This is a genomic window from Virgibacillus salexigens (genome assembly GCF_000723585.1).
Classification (GTDB): domain Bacteria; phylum Bacillota; class Bacilli; order Bacillales; family Amphibacillaceae; genus Virgibacillus; species Virgibacillus salexigens.
The window spans coordinates 892,865-910,158 of the sequence record NZ_CCDP010000002.1 but is presented as its reverse complement, the minus strand read 5'-3'; the positions used below and the strand labels follow the sequence as shown (position 1 = coordinate 910,158).

The following is a 17,294-nucleotide window of genomic DNA, read 5'->3' as shown; positions in this document are numbered from 1 at the left end:
GGTCGTTCTATATAATAAAACGTTAGGATGAAGTATATGAAATTTTTAAGGTTGGTTTTACCTGGAGTTACTATGATTGCTGTCACTTATGGATTAGCAAGATTTAGTTTTGGGTTGCTTCTTCCTGAGGTAAATAAGTCACTTGAAATGACTGAGTTAGTATCAGGAATTATTTCATCCCTATTCTATTTAGCCTACTGCTTCACCATCATTTTATCTACTGTGATTACTACAAAAGAAGGGCCGAGGAGGATGATTATTTCAGCAGGGTTATCAGCCTTTGTTGGATTGCTGCTAATCAGTATCGCAACGAATGTATGGGTACTAGCTTTAGGTGTCTTATTTGCTGGAGGAAGCACCGGCCTGGTTTCTCCACCATATGGAGCGGCAATATCACTTTGGATTAAAGAGCATAAGCAAGGAAAAGCAAATACATGGATTAATTCAGGAACAAGTTTTGGTATTGCCCTATCTGGAGTAGGAGCGTCTTTTTTAACATCGGATTGGAGACTGACCTATTTCATCTATGCTATTTTGACCCTGCTAATCGTGATATGGAATTTCCAAGCAATACCTAAAGCAGGTACGAAACCGCCGAAATTAAGGTTAAAAAAGGGGAATTTATCCATAAGAGGAGTTAAAGGATCCAATCCTTTAATTTTAGCATCACTTACATTAGGATTTTCTACGGCCGCTTTTTGGACGTTTTCCAGATCTTTTATTGAGGTGTCCGGTAATTATAGTGATTGGCAGCTATCTGGATTTTGGATTGTCATTGGATTATTTGGCGTGCTAGGAGGGTTTTCCGGTTCGTTAGTTGAAAGGAAAGGGCTGCCATTTGTTTATAAATTAGGGGGGATGTCTATCGCTTCATCCTCCATTATTCTATCCATTACATCAGGGAATTGGTTTATGTCGTATATATCTGCTGGAATATTTGGTTGCGCCTATATATTTTTAACCGGAGTTCTTCTTGTGTGGGGGATCCGTGTTTTTTTCACAAATGCATCGTTAGGTATTGGCGTGCCATTTTTACTTTTAGCAGTAGGGCAAGTAATTGGCTCCATATTCGCTGGCTGGTTTATTGGAGCATGGGGTTATGTTACAACCTTTATCATTTATGGCTTGGTTGGTATGGCAGCTATCCTGATGGGCCCAAAAAAAGAGTGAGGAAGAGTGTTCTTGGCTGTTGGTTGTACTCTAGGTAGAATTAGAGACCAATTCCTATAGCTTGGCAACTTAATAAAGATGCTTTCTTTACGTTTTTTGCTTGAAAAGAACGAACATGAAACCAAATTGAATTGAAAGAATAACAAAGACTAGATTTATTTAAAATCCAGTCTATTTTTATTTATTTGTCAGACAAATAAATAATTTGAATATTTTAATTGACAGAATATTTTATTTGTCTTACAATTAGACGAAACAACAAGATATTTAAAATGGTGAACCGATCATTAAACAGAAAAGAGAAAGTAGGGAAATGATGAGCCAAACAAAGGATCAATTAAAGATAAAATCTGTAAAAAGAGAAACGCTATCAAGCCAGGTAATTGACCAGATCATCGAATTATTATTGAGTGGTCAATTAAAACCAGGGGACAAGCTCCCTTCAGAAATGGAGTTGCTCGACATGTTCATGGTCAGCCGCCCTGTTTTGCGGGAAGCGATCAGTTCGCTAGAGACTATTGGAATTGTCCGCAGGAAGACGAGAGAAGGAACGTACTTTACGAATAAAATTGGAAGCAAGCCTTTTAAAATTATGCTGTCGTTATCAGTAGGAGATATCAAAGCTTTTATTGAGACACGGATAGTACAGGAACTGGGGCTTGTCACACTTGCAGCCGAAAAGATTACTGATGATGACTTGAGAAGGATGAAAGAAAACATGGAGAAGATGGAAGCACAGGAAGGAAGCACGATTGAACTAGATAAAGAGTTCCACCGAATTATAGCTTACAGTGCAACCAATCCGATTATTGAAGGGATAATTGACCCGCTTTTAAACATGATTGATCAGACACAAGAGACTATTCCTCCAGAGGATAGAGATAAGGCATACACGATCGAACAACACAAAGAAATTTATGCTGCCTTGGAAAAACGAGATCCAATTGAATCTTACATATGTATGTACCGGCATTTGGATCATGCAAGAAAGAGAATCTTAGCTCGGCATGAAGCGAGGCTCTCTTCGGATCTTGATAAAAAATAGAAAGGATGAAAAGGATGACAATTGAAAGAAAGGCACCGACAGGCATTTTAGGATTTCCGATTACCCCATTTAATGAAAGCGGAAACATTGATGAAAAAGCGTTAAGTCGCAATATCGAGTTCTTATTGGAGAATCATTTGGAAGCCATTTTTATTGCTTGTGGATCGGGTGAGTTTAATGCTATAAGCCTGAAAGAGTATGAAAGAATGGTAGAATTAGCTACCTCTGTTGCGGGGAAGAAAGTACCGGTCTACACTGGCGTCGGCGGTGTTTTATCTGAGGCGCTGGAAAAAGCTCAGATTTCTGCTAAGTATGGAGCTGATGGATACTTAATGCTTCCTCCTTATTTAATTGCAGGAGAGCAGGAAGGACTTTATGAATATTATAAATCAATTATATTGAGCACGGATCTGAACGCGATCGTGTATCAACGAGCAAATGCGATTCTCGATCTTAATACATTAAGAAAGTTAATAGAATTTCCTCAAGTTGTAGGACTGAAAGATGGCATCGGTAATATGGATCTTAATATTGAACTTACCCAGACGATTAGAAACCGTCTAGGTTGGTTGAATGGCATGCCGATGGCGGAAGTAACTATGCCAGCCTATATACCTTTAGGATTCCATTCGTATTCCTCCGCAATTTCAAATTATATTCCACATATCTCAAGGGGATTCTACGAAGCACTATTGAATGATCGTAAGGAGGAAGTACAAGCATTATATGAAAATATAATTCTACCAATCAACCACATTAGAAAACAGAGAAAAGGCTATGCTGTTTCTTTGATAAAAGCAGGGATGGAAATTATCGGATTGCCTATTGCTAACACTGTAAGACCACCGATTGTACCGGTAGAAAAAGAACATTACCAACAACTTGAAAAAGTATTAACCAAGGCATTTGAAATGTATCCTGTTGCTAATAAGTTGACGCACCCTTAACAAAGCTATTTTATGGTAAATCCAATAAAATAAATTCTATTTTAACAGGAGGCGAACTATGACTATTAATACGCAAAACAAGCGTTATTTAAACTATGTTAATGGCGAATGGATTGAATCAAGTAAAAATGAATGGACTGAAAACAGAAATCCGGCAAATACAGAAGAAGTTGTTGGATATGTACCGAAGTCGAGTAACGAAGATTTAGACAAAGCAGTGGCTGCTGCAAAGAATTCACAGAAGGAATGGAAGAAACTTTCTGGAGATGTAAGAGGGAAGTATCTATACAAAGCAGCTGACATTCTTGAAAGTAGGATAGATGAAGTTGCAGAATCTATGACAAGGGAAATGGGTAAAACTTTACCAGAAGCAAAAGGTGAAACAGCACGTGGAGTAGCAATTCTTCGTTATTATGCTGGAGAAGGTTTACGGAAAGTAGGAGATGTCATCCCTTCAACCGACAAAGAAGCGTTGATGTTTACAACACGAGCTCCTCTTGGTGTTGTTGGAATTATTACTCCATGGAATTTTCCTGTTGCGATTCCAATTTGGAAAGCGGCACCTGCTTTAATCTATGGTAATTCTATTGTCCTGAAACCAGCAACTGAAGCGGCAGTAACATGCGCTAAGGTTTTTGAATGTTTTGAATTGGCTGGTTTTCCGTCGGGCGTCGTGAACATGGTAACTGGCCCTGGCAATGTTATTGGCAAAGGAATAGCTAATCACTCTGATGTTAACGGTATCACTTTTACTGGTTCTAATACGGTAGGGAAGCAAATTGGTCAAACAGCATTAGCAAGAGGTGCGAAATATCAGCTGGAAATGGGCGGGAAAAACCCAGTCATCGTAGATGCAGATGCTGATCTTGATCAAGCTGTCGAAGCAACGATCAGTGGGGCTTTTCGGTCTACAGGACAAAAGTGTACTGCTACAAGCCGAGTAATTGTATTGGAGAATGTGTATGACCGGTTTAAAGAAAAGCTGGTCGCGAAAACCAATGAGATTATAGTAGGAGATGGTCTACAGGAAGGGGTCTGGATGGGACCAGCTGTCAATGAGCGTCAGTTGAATACAGTTCTTTCCTATATTCAAAAAGGGAGAAAAGAGGGTGCCTCCCTTGTTATTGGTGGAGAAAGGCTGACAGCAGGTAGCTTTGAAAAAGGCCATTTCATCCAACCAACGATTTTTGAGAATGTCACTACATCGATGACAATAGCACAGGAAGAGATATTCGGTCCTGTGATTACACTCATGAAAGTGAACACAATGGAGGAAGCATTGAATATAGCAAATGATGTAGAGTTCGGTTTAAGCGCCTCTATCTTCACGTCTAATATACAGAAGATGCTAACATTCATAGAAGATATCGACGCGGGACTTGTTCGAATCAACGCAGAGAGCGCAGGTGTTGAATTACAGGCTCCATTCGGTGGAATGAAAAATTCAAGTTCTCATTCTCGTGAACAGGGACAAGCAGCAATAGAATTCTTCACCTCGATCAAAACAGTTTTAACGAAATAAGAAAAGAATGGTTGCCGCTGGAACTTCTGGCGGCAGACATATTTCTATTCACATTTATTTTTTATATTATATATGTTTTTAAAAGGATAATGAAACGTATTGGAGTTATATGTATGCGATTACAAATTCGGATGGGAGAGAATAAGATGAAGAATTCTTTAATAATTTTTTTGATCGTTATACTCATGCTCAGTTTAACTGCTTGCGGCGATAAGGCTTCTGGTTCAAACGATGAGGGAGAAGTCGATGTTTCAAGGATTAGACTAGTGATCGGTTCAACGTCAACTGGTGGGGATACATATCAAAATGCCGATACGATTAGTCGTTATTTGGAAGATAATTTAAAGACCAATATTAAAGTGGATGCAGTAGGCGCCGTCAGGGCTTTTCAGGAGTTAGGAAAAGCAAGGAATGATGGAAGTACAATCATGTTTTTTCATGACATGTCGTATTTAGGGGTTGAATATGGAAGTATTCAAGAAAATAACAAGTTGGAAAATTGGACAATTGGGCCAATTGTATCTGTCAACCCAGGTAATGCCTTCCTAGCAAAAGGAGGTGCACCATATGACACAATGGCAGAATCCGCAGAGTGGCTAAAACAGAACCCCGACGAAACGATCACTGTAGCAATTGAATCAGGTGGAGTCTCAGAGATCACGTTCAACGGTTATTATCTTTGGGTGAAAGAAAAATACGGAACGAAAGTTTCTGATCGTATAAAAGCTTATGTGACAGGCTCTCAAGAAGATAAGAACCAGGCACTATGGGATGGGAATGCAGATATCATTAACGGTTCCATAGGCGGCAACAGCGAATATGTCAAAGATGGAGTAGATGATGAAATTAAAATGAAGTTTCTTGGTATTACAGCTGGTGAACGGGTAGAAGGCTATGAAATTCCTACTTTTGCGGAACAAGGGATTAAAGTTGATGGCAAAGAGTTCGTATTTGATAAGGAATTTTTCTTCCTTATGCCAAAAGATGTTGATCAAGACTTTGCTTCAAAGTTAAACAATGCTGTAGCCAAAATACAAGAAAACCCAGAATATGCGGAAGACTTAGCTAAAAACTCATATAAAACCAAGTACATCCCAGCTGATAAAGCTGAGGAATATTTACTGGAAAAGAGGGAGACCTTCCAAAAAATTATCAAAAAGGCGCCAAGCTTGGACAATATTACCAATTAATTGAAATAGTCCGTCTGAATAAACAGATGCTTATAGAAGAGGTGAAACCATTGAAAGGTCTGCTTACGGTTGAATTGAAATTTAGTGAATACCATACTATCTTTCCGAACATTATGCTGACGATTTTGATTTTTTTAGCGGTGTTGATGTTGTTTCTCAATGTCATCAGAAGAATAAAAGAAAGAAGGTTGAGGGAGTTTCATTTTCAATTTTTCGTCGACAACTATGACAAACTGAAATTCTTTGGAACCCTCGTGTTATTAATAGCGTATGCGTTTGTCCTTGAATCAATTGGATTTTTGCTTGCGACCATCCTTTTTATGTTTTTGATTAGTTTACTATTCATTGGTGATATCAAAAAGAAATCGATCTTTGTCTCATTAACTAACTCACTTTCTACATCATTGATCATCTGGTATTTGTTCGGCCAGCTGTTCGATATTACTTTACCATAAGGAGGGTGGTATCCAATGGACATGTTTGAAATAATCAGCCCACTATCAGTTTTGCTCTGTTTTCTAGGTGTTTTCATGGGAATTATTTTTGGATCAATTCCGGGAATGACCGCAACCATGGCGATTGCCCTTTTCCTGCCAATCACATATACATTGGACCTGGTTGACTCGATTGCTTTATTAATTGGTTTGTATGTAGGTGGGATAAGCGGCGGCCTAGTCCCGGCGATCTTATTAAACATTCCTGGTACGCCTTCATCTCTCACTACAACGTTTGATGGTTATCCAATGACTCAGAAAGGCGAAGGGGAAAAAGCATTGAAAGTGGGGATAACGGCATCGATTATTGGTGGTTTTTTCAGTTTGATCATTTTATATTTCTTTGCTCCAGTGCTCGCTTCTGTTGCAATAAAATTTTCATCCGTTGAAAAATTCCTGATTATCGTTTTTGCGCTGACCGTCATCGCATCGATTTCAAAAGGAAGCTTGTTAGGAGGAATATTTAGTGGATTCATCGGTGTGTATTTGAGTTTGATTGGGATGTTTGCTGATAACAATCAAATGAGACTTATTCCCCCTGGATTTGAAGAAGAATTGGTTTATGGTTTTTCTCTTCTCCCAGTATTGATCGGGTTATTTGCAATTGCCCAAATTCTTCAGGAATCTGAAACAGGCATGAAAGCTTCGCCCCATCAGAATTTTGACTTCAAAAAAGATAAGAAAAATCGTTTCACGTTTAAAGTTTTTAATGGTCAATTGATAAATACGGTTCGTTCCTCGATCATCGGTACATTTATTGGTATGCTGCCAGGGGTTGGTGGAAGTGCTGCTTCAATTTCCTCTTACTCACAAGCAAAAAACTTTTCGAAGCATCCTGAAAAGTTAGGTACAGGTGAACCAGAAGGATTAATCGCAAGTGAATCAGCTAATAATGGTCTAATCGGTGGTGCATTGATCCCTTTGTTATCGTTAGGGATACCTGGGGACAGTACAACCGCGGTTTTGGTCGGAGCATTTTTATTACAGGGAATTCAAGTAGGTCCATTATTTATTCCGACAAATCCTGATTTATGGGATGGCATTATCTATGCGCTTATCATGGCAAATATCATCATGTTTTTCTTGATGTTCTTCTCGATTAAATATATGGCAAAGATTATTTATATTCCGAAATATATCATTTATCCGATTATCATTGTTATGTGCGTTGTAGGTTCTTATGCCATTAACAATGGTGTCATGTTTGATGTTTGGACACTGCTACTATTCGGTTTGGCAGGATATGTGTTTATGAAAATTGGAATACAAGTTGCACCATTCTTGATTGGTTTCATTTTAGGAGGTCAATTGGAAAAGTACTTTATTGATAGTTTAAAAGGCAGTGGAGGAGATTTAACGATCTTTTTTACGAAAGGCCCGATTGCATTGGGATTATGGCTCTTAATTGCTGTTTCGATCATCTATGCGATCGTGGATAACCGAAGAACAAAAAAATCTACTGCCATCTAACGCAAAGAAATGAAGGAAACTGATTTTACTTGGAAAGATTGGAGAGGATTGAATGAATTCGGTAATGCAGATGACTCCTACCATCGAGGAAATGTCTGTTATCCCTGTTGCAGGGCATGATAGTATGCTGTTAAATCTTAGCGGGGCACATGGTCCATTTTTTACAAGGAACATTGTTATCCTGAAAGATAGCGCCGGTAATGTAGGGGTTGGAGAAGTTCCCGGAGGTAAAGGGATTCGTAAAACATTAAAAGATACAGAAAAGTTGGTTATTGGAAGCTCAATCGGTAATTATAATAATTTGCTCAAGAAGGTAAAAGAGTCGTTTGCTGAGCGGGACGTCTACGGCAGAGGGGAACAAACATTTGATTTACGTATTACAATTCACGCTGTAACGGCATTAGAGGCAGCTTTACTTGATTTGCTAGGCAAGCATCTCAACGTACCAGTCGCTGCATTGTTAGGAGAAGGCCAACAACGAGATAAAGTAAAAATGTTAGGTTATTTATTTTACATAGGAGATCGAAATAAAACGAATCTGCCATATATCGGTGCAAGGGATGAAGAAGAAGAGTGGCTACGACTCCGTCATGAAGAAGCATTGACACCGGAGGCGATCGTCAATTTGGCTACAGCTGCTGAAAAACGATATGGATTCAAGGATTTTAAGTTAAAAGGTGGTGTATTAGATGGAAAAGAAGAGATGAAAGCAGTTCGTGCATTGGCCGAGTGTTTTCCTGATGCTCGTATAACGCTTGATCCCAATGGAGCGTGGTCGCTTAAGGAAGCAATTGACTTATGCAGGGATCTAGATGGAATATTGGCTTATGCAGAAGACCCGTGTGGTGGGGAGAACGGTTATTCCGCAAGAGAGGTAATGGCGGAATTTAAACGGTATACAGGATTACCGACTGCAACGAATATGATTGCCACTGATTGGCGGCAAATGGGACATGCGATTCAGTTAAATTCTATTGATATCCCGCTTGCCGATCCACATTTTTGGACGATGCAAGGATCGGTACGGATTGCCCAAATTTGTAATGATTGGGGATTAACCTGGGGTTCTCATTCTAATAACCACTTTGATATTTCATTAGCAATGTTTACGCATGTCGCAGCAGCAGCTCCGGGTAAGATAACAGCAATTGATACACATTGGATCTGGCAGGATGGTCAACGCCTTACAAAGGAGCCTTTTCGTATTTCAGGAGGCCATGTGACTGTTCCAAACAAGCCAGGACTTGGAGTAGAGGTAGATATGCAACAAATAAAGAATGCACATAGGCTTCATGATGAAATGAAGTTGGATACTAGAGATGATTCTGTTGCAATGCAATACCTCATTCCTAGTTGGGAGTATGACCCAAAGCGTCCTAGCATGGTTAGATAATTTCAGATGACTGAATATGAAATACGGAGGGCTTCATTTTGAATTTTAATAAGGACCAATTAATTCACTATGTGGAAAATATTTTTAAAACAGTCGGATTATCGTCAAAAGATAGTCATACGGTTGCAGATAGTCTGGTTGCTGCTAACTTGAGAGGTGTGGACTCTCATGGAGTCACGAGAGTTCCGATTTATGTGAAGCGTTTGAAAGAAGGTGCGGTGAATCCTCGTCCAAATATCAAGGTGATCCAAGATAATAATTCAACTCTTTTGGTTGATGGGGACGATGGGATGGGTCAAGTAATTGGGCAAAAAACAATCGAAATCGGCATTGAAAAAGCAAAGAAAAACGGTGGGGTTCATATAGGTGTTACTAGATCAAGCCATTTTGGTGCTGGAGCGTATTTTGTAAAACAAGGTGTTGAAGAAGATATGATAACTTTTGCAATGTCAAATGCACCTTCAACAATGGCTCCTTGGGGTGGGGTCCGACCGTACTTTGGGACCAATCCATATACCTTTGCAATTCCTACAGGCAAGAAAGAACCAATCATATTGGATATGGCAACGAGTGTAGTTGCAAGAGGGAAAATCATTATGGCTGCTCAGAACGGAACAGATATACCAACTGGGTGGGCGATTGATAATAAAGGTCAGCCGACCACTGATTCTAATTCTGCTCTCAAAGGGACTGTTTTGCCATTCGGTGGGCCGAAAGGATATGGGATTGCAATGATGATTGACATTATGAGTGGGGTGCTAACCGGTGCAGGGTTTGGCCCCCATATCAAGAATATTTATGGTGACTTTGATAAACCACAAAATGTCGGGCATTTCTTTCAGTTGATTGATATCAATACCTTCATGCCAGCTAAATTATTTAAACGACGCATTAATCAAATGATTGATGAAATTAAATTATCGCCAGCAGTTGAAGGAATCGATGAGATATTCATTCCAGGTGAAATTGAGCATAAGATGGAGCAAACAAAACGTAAAAATGGCATCGACTTATCAAAGGAAGTCTATGATGATATCAAAAAAGTAGGGGCTGATTGCGGGGTGGACATTCGAGATTATGAAGGAAAACGGAACGACACCATCCGCTGATTAAATGAGACTAAGACATGGAACAGGTATATTATTGTACCTGCTAAATAAAAGAGGGAATGCTTTAAATTAGAAAGGGTGAATTAGCCATGTCATTAAATAATTTAAAAAAAGAAACAACGCTTTATATTAGGTTGAATGATAAAGATAATGTTGCGACAATTGTAAATCCAAGAGGGGTAAAAGAAGGAGCTGCATTCTTTAATGGATCTCGAATCCAAGAGTTTATACCGGAAGGACACAAAGTAGCTTTGACCGATTTAGATAAAGATGAAGCGATTGTTCGTTACGGAGAAATAATTGGCTATGCAGCAGTCTCTATTAAAAAAGGAAGTTGGGTAAAGGAAACCTTGGTTAGGTTGCCGTCTCCTCCTAAACTAGATGATTTGCCAATCGCAACAAGGAAACTTGAAGAACAACCTCCCTTAGAAGGCTATACTTTCGAAGGATATCGCAATAATAATGAAAGCGCTGGAATTAAAAATATCCTCGGAATTACAACAAGTGTTCAATGTGTGGTTGGTGTTTTGGATTATGCAGTAGCAAAAATTAAACAAGAATTGTTACCTAAATATTCGAATGTTCATGATGTAGTAGCACTTAACCACAATTATGGTTGTGGAGTTGCCATTAATGCACCCGAATCTGAGATTCCAATACGCACACTTCAAAATATGTCAACCCATCCAAACTTTGGAGGCGAAGTCATGGTTGTAGGATTAGGATGTGAAAAACTATTGCCTGATCGGCTTATTCAAGCGGATGACAAACAGCTCAACATTCTATCCTTGCAAGATCAAAAGGGATTTACAAAGATGATAGACGCCATTATGAAGATGGCAGATCAGCGCTTACAAAAGTTAAACCAACGAGAGAGAGTCACCTGTCCAGTTTCCGATTTAGTGGTGGGGTTGCAGTGCGGAGGTAGTGATGCTTTCTCTGGGGTGACGGCAAATCCTGCTGTAGGATACGCCGCAGATTTGTTAGTACGTGCTGGTGCAACCGTAATGTTTTCAGAAGTGACGGAAGTTAGGGACGCTGTCCATTTATTAACTCCACGTGCTGTTAATAAAGAGGTTGGACAAGCGTTAATCGATGAAATGAAATGGTATGATACGTATTTACAAAAGGGGATGGCAGATCGAAGTGCAAATCCTTCCCCGGGAAACAAAAAAGGTGGTCTTGTTAATGTCGTTGAAAAGTCTCTCGGATCGATTGCTAAATCAGGAAGCAGCCTAATCACCGATGTTGTAGCACCAGGAGAGAAGGCAACAAAGAAAGGATTAATTTTCGCAGCTACACCTGCCAGTGATTTTGTCTGCGGGACATTGCAGCTAGCATCTGGAATGCACCTTCAAGTGTTTACGACAGGCCGTGGTACACCCTATGGATTAGCGATGGCACCTGTCATTAAGGTATCTACACGGAATGCGTTGAAGAATCAATGGGATGACTTAATAGATGTCAACGCGGGGCGAATTGCAACTGGAGATGCTACAATCGAAGAGGTTGGCTGGGAACTTTTCCATTTTATATTGGATGTAGCTAGTGGCCGTAAACAAACTTGGGCAGAGCATTGGGGGATTCAAAATGACTTGAGCCTATTCAATCCAGCACCAATCACGTAGGTTAGTTGGATCATTCATAGCAATGATATATATTTTATTGAAGTGACCGCAGAAGGTCACCTTTTTTTGTTTGTAACAAACATTGATACTGAAGATATAAAGGGTTATTAAGTAGGACTGTCGAACATTGAATATATAGGAAGGAGCTCAGGTCCATGGGAACAGATACAAGTTCTGAGATATTATTTAACCAGTTACAAACTTATCGTTCAGATGTTTTATCCGTTACCTGAAAACGTCACCCGGGATGATGCTGAAGCCATACCCGAAAATTTCAATAACAATATCCGCTGGAATCTTGGTCATATATATCTTGATCAATTTCTTTGGATTGAAGCTTTAACAAAAGAACAGAGTGAAACAACAACACTAGTTAATTCTTGGTTTGGATTTGGGACATCCCCCAGTGATTTCACCACGGATACCCCAACATTCAAGCGTTGATATCATTGCTTGAAAACCAGCCTGCAATCCTCAAAAAAATATATGGTCAAAGACTTAGAGTAGAATTCCCTCCTATCGATATGGGGGTGAAAACGATTGAGCAAGTTTTAATTCGAACGATTTTTCATGAAGGAATGCACTTACAAGCGATTATGGATATTAAAAAATGTCTGAAGTAAGGCGGGAGCCTACAAATGGTTAATCGTACAATGAGTTATGAATGGTTAAAGGAGCAATAAATATGGTTATGCGTGGTATTGTTATGTAAATGAGCTGTCAATTTTTATTGAATTAGCCTTTGATCATTATTCGTTAATGGAAGGGGGGACTACTGTGGTAAAATTGCGATTAAACTCTTCAAACTAACTAATTGAGGAGGAATGTAAATTGGTTATAACGTATAAACATGATAAAACAATTGATAAAGAACCATTAATTTGTTTATATAATGATGTACATTGGACGGCATATACGAAGGATATACCTCTTCTTCAACAAGCTTTACTGCAATCAGAAGAAGTGATTTCTGCTTGGGATGGGGAACAGTTAGTTGGCCTAATTCGTGCGATCGGAGATAGGTTAACCATTATTTATATTCAAGACCTACTAGTATTAACTGCCTACCAGAAACAAGGCATTGGCACACAATTAATGCAAATGATCTTGAAGAAGTATCAACATGTACGCCAAAAGGTTCTTTTGACTGAAGAGGCGCCTGATGTAAGATATTTTTATGAGAAAAATGGTTTTCAATCTTGTGATAGGGGTAGTGCTATAGCATTTGCTAAGATAAATTAGCAAAGAAAATCCTGCTGTTTACAGCAGGATTTTTGAGTTAACCAGAGAATATCGGAAACACGATTCTATTTTTTAGGTCGTTTGATTTTCGTTTTCAGTTTTACAAATCGTTCTTTCAATGTTTCCTCTGTAGCTACAAAAAAGATTCCCATAATAAAGATAAATACAGCTCCCATTACTGTTCCAATACCAATTCCTGTGAAAGAGCTTCCTTTATGGATGAAAAATCCATATAAAAAGATCGCAATACCAATAATTAAAATAGTTGCACCTGTAAATTTCACGGCACGCATGATTTTTTTTCGTTTTTTCATTGTTGTCATCCTCTCCTTGAATGGATGAATCGATATTCTAATATCATCTCTTCTTATTACATACCCGTTTTCATAGAAAGGAAAAACTAGCAAGTCTATTCGTATGTGGAATATTTTGGGGATAGAAATGTAAAGGATAAGATGGGTGTGTTATTAAAATACAATAAATGGTATAAAATAACACACGAGTTACATTAGCCTCTAATGAGCTTAACCTCTTAACTTTTTCTAATCTTGGACCTTCTAAGTTTGTAAAATGATGTATAAATTAGAAAAATATAAAGTTAATGTATAAATATGCTATTATTGCAAACGGTAAGAATGAGTTGCATAAGCAACAAAAATTTCTAGGAGGTTTTTATAGTGGCACAACAAAACCAACAGCTACAACAAGCACAACAACAGGCACAACAAGCGCAACAAGCTGTTCAACAGGCACAAGCTAGTGCAGATCCGCAACAATTACAACAAGCTCAACAGCAGTTACAGCAGGCGCAGCAAACGTTGCAAAATGCACAAAACCAAGCAGGAGCTAATGCACAGCAGGATCCTAATTTCCAACAGGTGCAGCAGCAATTGCAACAAGCTCAACAGCAGGCACAGCAAATTCAACAAAATCAACAACAATAATTATTTAGATAGAAAGCTGTCTACATTCGTAGACAGCTTTCAATAATAAGAAAAAATACAAGTGCAACACGTTTGCACTTGTATTATTATGTTTTTATTGGCAATTATTCTGTAATAGACTTAGCGCCAATATAGTGGTTTTTCCAGTAATCGATACTGATATCTGCTACGCTAACCCCATCATTTCCAGCATGGATCATTTGATTATCGCCAATATAGATTCCACTATGAGATGCACCTTCTGTTTCATAGGTACCTTCAAAGAATACAACATCTCCAACACTTGGAGCATCTACATGGACACCATCGTTTTGCCACATTTCACTATGTGTACGTGAAACATCAATACCCACTTGGTCAAACACATAGTTAATAAATCCACTGCTGTCCATTCCGTCCGTAGTGGTTCCTCCCCATACATAAGGAGTTCCTATTACACTTTCTGCAGCAGCAACGATATCAGCTTGAATATCAGAATTATCCCCAGACTCTGTAATCGTTAGATCATTGGAAGATTCACTTCCTGATAATCCCATTGCTTCAGAAGTATTTGGACCTACTATACCATCAACTTGTAAACCTTGATCTGCTTGATAATCTCTTACCGCTTGTTCGGTTATTGGACCAAAAATGCCGTCAACTGTATATGTATAATAGCCTTGGTCTTGTAGCAATGCTTGTACATCTTCTACAGATTCACTCACATCCCCGCGCTGAATGAGTGATGCCTCATTTGATGAAGTATCTTCCTGCTGTTCTACATTAGGGATATTGCTCTCGCTAATGGTTAAATCTCCTTCCGAAGCACCAGCTCCTGCATTGGCAAAAACACTCCCGCTAAAAATAGGAGTAAGAGCCAAGGAAGTAACAAATGCTGTAGAAAGTACATATTTTCTTGCTTTGTGATTGGTCTGTGCCAACATAATTCCTCCTTTGCCTTTATTAACTCTACTATCTAACTAGTAAAAATCAATGAAATATGATTCGACAAATTCCATCATATTTTTTAACTATCTGTAATGTATCACATAAAAATATCAGTGAGATAACATAGTGATTAAGGAGAAATAACAAATTATTTTAATAAATGACATCAAAAATAAAAGTAAAAAAGGAACTATTTTCATAGAAATGAAGGAAATATCTCCATTATTTTCATGCCTTCCTCCGTTGTTCATATTACATTCATGTTAGGATCTTTACGAATTTCATACCGTCAAGAAACATTCGTGGCAGTTTGTTTCCTTTCTTTTCCAACTTCACGTGTATCTTTTTAAAGGATTTTTAGCTTACGGGGTGGAATCAATTACTATATGATAACAACACGCAAAAATGGATAAGTAGATGGTAAAGGAGGAAGATTCTATTTTTGTGTCAAATGAATATGGCCGTGTCAACGCAGCTTAATAAACATCATCAACAGATGCATATAAAAAAACAAAAAATAAAGAGATCCAGCAAGAATGGACACTTGACTGGATCTCTTCTCCCAAGTGGGGATTTAGGATAGTATCACTTTTCTGGGACCAGACTTTTTCCGAGTGAAAAACAATGGAACCATCGAAAAGGATTATGGAAGTATCTTTATCTTACGAGTTTAAAGGCCTATATGCAGTAATGTTGTAAGAATATCTGACAGGGTTTTTTAAATTTAATTTGTAGTGGAGCTTTTAAATAAGGAGGAAATAGGATGAAGAAGTTGTTTGAATATAATTGGCAAGTACGGAAAGAGTGGCTTACCTGGTGTGAATCGTTGTCCGAACAAGAGCTATTAAAGAGAAGGGTGGGTGGCATCGGAAATATACTCCATACTTTACTGCATATTGTAGATGTAGAGTATAGTTGGGTTGCCTTGTTGCAAGGAAAACCAGAGCCAATAGAACCATCCTTGCTAGATTATGCGAGCTTGGATAAAGTAAAGCAGCTATCGGACCACTATCATCCAGAGGTTAACCATTTTGTGGAGAATTGGACAAGTGATTTGGAATGGGTATTACTTGAAGACGTTAATGCGAAAGGTGAACAGGAAATATTTTATTATGGAGAGGTAATGCGCCATGTAATCGCACATGAAATACATCATATTGGACAACTTTCGGTTTGGTCACGTGAAATCGAGAGGAAGCCTATTACGGCAAACTTCATTCGAAGAGGGTTGTTTGATAAGTAAATAGTTTATATGAAAAACTCTGTTAGATTAACTTACAAGATAATTGCAGTTACGTTCCTTCACTATAAAATGAAAGCATAGACAAACATTTTGTATTCTATCTATTAATAGGGAAAAGGAAAGGAGATACCAGTTTGAAGGATAGTACAGTCTTCTCATCCATTGCAAATAGTAGTCTTTTGGAAGAAGTGACGGTGGAACAATTAATGCTATGGTATGAAGAAGGTTCACCCATTTCAAGGAATGGAAACTTTTTTCTATGACTTGGAACAATACATAAAACATTTGAATCCGGACGATGAAACACTAACCATGGCCAATGTCTTTCATCGTAGTGGGATTATTCCTTGGACGGTCGATGGGCCACTGGGGATGGTTCATGATTTTGTAAATGAAGAAGCAGCTAACGTACACCATGGCTCACTTCTAAACTTAACGCAATTTCAAGAAATAAAAGAAAAACTACTTCACATGATAAACATGGTGTTAAATAAGGTGGGATTAGATGGTTTTGTTTATCCGCAAATGTCGGAAGCTATTCCTGGTATTAAAGCAGAACAGGTAGCATCAACAACAATCCCGGAAATCAACATTAGCGGCCTTCCATTAATTACAGTGCCGGCTGGCTATTATACAATGGTTCACCCTTTGCTTTGGCTTTTTGGGGAAAATGTGGAGTGAGGCAGAATTAGTTGGTGGCATACGCTTATGAACAAGCTACAATGCATCGAATAGCTCCCAAGCTTGAAAGTAATTTCTAAGCAGTGCAGACTCTCGTCTGATCGGGAGTCTCTTTTTATTTTCTCACAAATAATAAAATTTACGACAGTGGCTAATTAACCAAGTATCTAGCTGCATCCTGCTTAGCGAACAGCGCCTAGTGAAGCATCCCTTATCTCATTACGATAAAGAGACTTTGTCGCACATATGCCCTTGTGACGGTTAGTAGCGCCTACTTGAGCAATTGCTC

18 protein-coding genes are annotated in these 17,294 nt (G+C 38.7%); 16 read left to right on the top strand and 2 right to left on the bottom strand.

Going from position 1 to position 17,294, the window contains the following annotated elements; genetic code table 11:
* Window positions 1-36 precede the first annotated feature (36 nt).
* The 12 genes from BN990_RS17345 (at window position 37) to BN990_RS17290 (ending at window position 13,210) form a co-directional block, all read left to right on the top strand.
* Window positions 37-1,170 carry an MFS transporter gene (locus BN990_RS17345; RefSeq protein WP_038245884.1) on the top strand — a complete coding sequence of 378 codons (1,134 nt, stop codon included), beginning with the start codon at window positions 37-39 and terminating at the stop codon, window positions 1,168-1,170.
* 316 nt (window positions 1,171-1,486) lie between these two features.
* The gene (locus tag BN990_RS17340) at window positions 1,487-2,215 is read left to right on the top strand and encodes a FadR/GntR family transcriptional regulator (protein ID WP_038246139.1); all 729 of its coding nucleotides are present in this window, start codon (window positions 1,487-1,489) and stop codon (window positions 2,213-2,215) included.
* A 14-nt stretch (window positions 2,216-2,229) separates the two neighbouring features.
* Window positions 2,230-3,162, top strand: a complete 933-nt coding sequence (kdgD, locus tag BN990_RS17335; protein WP_038245883.1) for a 5-dehydro-4-deoxyglucarate dehydratase — start codon at window positions 2,230-2,232, stop codon at window positions 3,160-3,162.
* Between the two features lie 58 nt (window positions 3,163-3,220).
* A complete protein-coding gene (gucD, locus tag BN990_RS17330; RefSeq protein WP_038245882.1) occupies window positions 3,221-4,684 on the top strand; it encodes an alpha-ketoglutaric semialdehyde dehydrogenase GucD in 1,464 nt (487 codons plus the stop codon).
* A gap of 113 nt (window positions 4,685-4,797) precedes the next feature.
* Window positions 4,798-5,874 (top strand): tripartite tricarboxylate transporter substrate-binding protein, encoded by a 1,077-nt coding sequence (locus tag BN990_RS17325; protein WP_021290446.1) that lies wholly within the window; start codon window positions 4,798-4,800, stop codon window positions 5,872-5,874.
* A 50-nt stretch (window positions 5,875-5,924) separates the two neighbouring features.
* The gene (locus BN990_RS17320) at window positions 5,925-6,329 is read left to right on the top strand and encodes a tripartite tricarboxylate transporter TctB family protein (RefSeq protein WP_021290447.1); all 405 of its coding nucleotides are present in this window, start codon (window positions 5,925-5,927) and stop codon (window positions 6,327-6,329) included.
* Window positions 6,330-6,344: 15 nt separating this feature from the next.
* Window positions 6,345-7,838 (top strand): tripartite tricarboxylate transporter permease, encoded by a 1,494-nt coding sequence (locus tag BN990_RS17315; protein WP_021290448.1) that lies wholly within the window; start codon window positions 6,345-6,347, stop codon window positions 7,836-7,838.
* 52 nt (window positions 7,839-7,890) lie between these two features.
* Entirely contained in the window at window positions 7,891-9,231 is a 1,341-nt protein-coding gene (gene gudD, locus BN990_RS17310) for a glucarate dehydratase (protein ID WP_021290449.1), read from the top strand.
* Between the two features lie 38 nt (window positions 9,232-9,269).
* The gene (locus BN990_RS17305; protein WP_021290450.1) at window positions 9,270-10,340 is read left to right on the top strand and encodes an Ldh family oxidoreductase; all 1,071 of its coding nucleotides are present in this window, start codon (window positions 9,270-9,272) and stop codon (window positions 10,338-10,340) included.
* Between the two features lie 89 nt (window positions 10,341-10,429).
* Window positions 10,430-11,968: a galactarate dehydratase gene (garD, locus tag BN990_RS17300; RefSeq protein WP_021290451.1), complete on the top strand. Its 1,539-nt coding sequence runs from the start codon at window positions 10,430-10,432 to the stop codon at window positions 11,966-11,968.
* 213 nt (window positions 11,969-12,181) lie between these two features.
* Window positions 12,182-12,412 (top strand): DinB family protein, encoded by a 231-nt coding sequence (locus tag BN990_RS23540; RefSeq protein ID WP_308436513.1) that lies wholly within the window; start codon window positions 12,182-12,184, stop codon window positions 12,410-12,412.
* 387 nt (window positions 12,413-12,799) lie between these two features.
* Window positions 12,800-13,210 carry a GNAT family N-acetyltransferase gene (locus tag BN990_RS17290; protein ID WP_038245881.1) on the top strand — a complete coding sequence of 137 codons (411 nt, stop codon included), beginning with the start codon at window positions 12,800-12,802 and terminating at the stop codon, window positions 13,208-13,210.
* A 65-nt stretch (window positions 13,211-13,275) separates the two neighbouring features.
* Here BN990_RS17290 and BN990_RS17285 read toward each other — a convergent pair whose 3' ends face one another.
* Entirely contained in the window at window positions 13,276-13,524 is a 249-nt protein-coding gene (locus BN990_RS17285) for a hypothetical protein (RefSeq protein WP_021290454.1), read from the bottom strand.
* A 363-nt stretch (window positions 13,525-13,887) separates the two neighbouring features.
* Here BN990_RS17285 and BN990_RS17280 point away from each other — a divergent pair, with 363 nt between their 5' ends.
* Complete coding sequence (locus BN990_RS17280) at window positions 13,888-14,154, top strand: hypothetical protein (RefSeq protein ID WP_021290455.1); 267 nt, start codon at window positions 13,888-13,890, stop codon at window positions 14,152-14,154.
* A gap of 104 nt (window positions 14,155-14,258) precedes the next feature.
* Here BN990_RS17280 and BN990_RS17275 read toward each other — a convergent pair whose 3' ends face one another.
* Entirely contained in the window at window positions 14,259-15,074 is an 816-nt protein-coding gene (locus BN990_RS17275) for a C40 family peptidase (protein WP_081856167.1), read from the bottom strand.
* A 770-nt stretch (window positions 15,075-15,844) separates the two neighbouring features.
* On the opposite strand from BN990_RS17275, the gene BN990_RS17270 reads away from it, so the two are divergent.
* The 3 genes from BN990_RS17270 (at window position 15,845) to BN990_RS17265 (ending at window position 17,005) form a co-directional block, all read left to right on the top strand.
* Complete coding sequence (locus BN990_RS17270; RefSeq protein WP_038245879.1) at window positions 15,845-16,324, top strand: DinB family protein; 480 nt, start codon at window positions 15,845-15,847, stop codon at window positions 16,322-16,324.
* Window positions 16,325-16,458: 134 nt separating this feature from the next.
* A complete protein-coding gene (locus BN990_RS23405; protein WP_267903324.1) occupies window positions 16,459-16,587 on the top strand; it encodes a hypothetical protein in 129 nt (42 codons plus the stop codon).
* 1 nt (window position 16,588) lies between these two features.
* Window positions 16,589-17,005: a hypothetical protein gene (locus tag BN990_RS17265; protein WP_148530725.1), complete on the top strand. Its 417-nt coding sequence runs from the start codon at window positions 16,589-16,591 to the stop codon at window positions 17,003-17,005.
* Window positions 17,006-17,294: the final 289 nt, after the last annotated feature.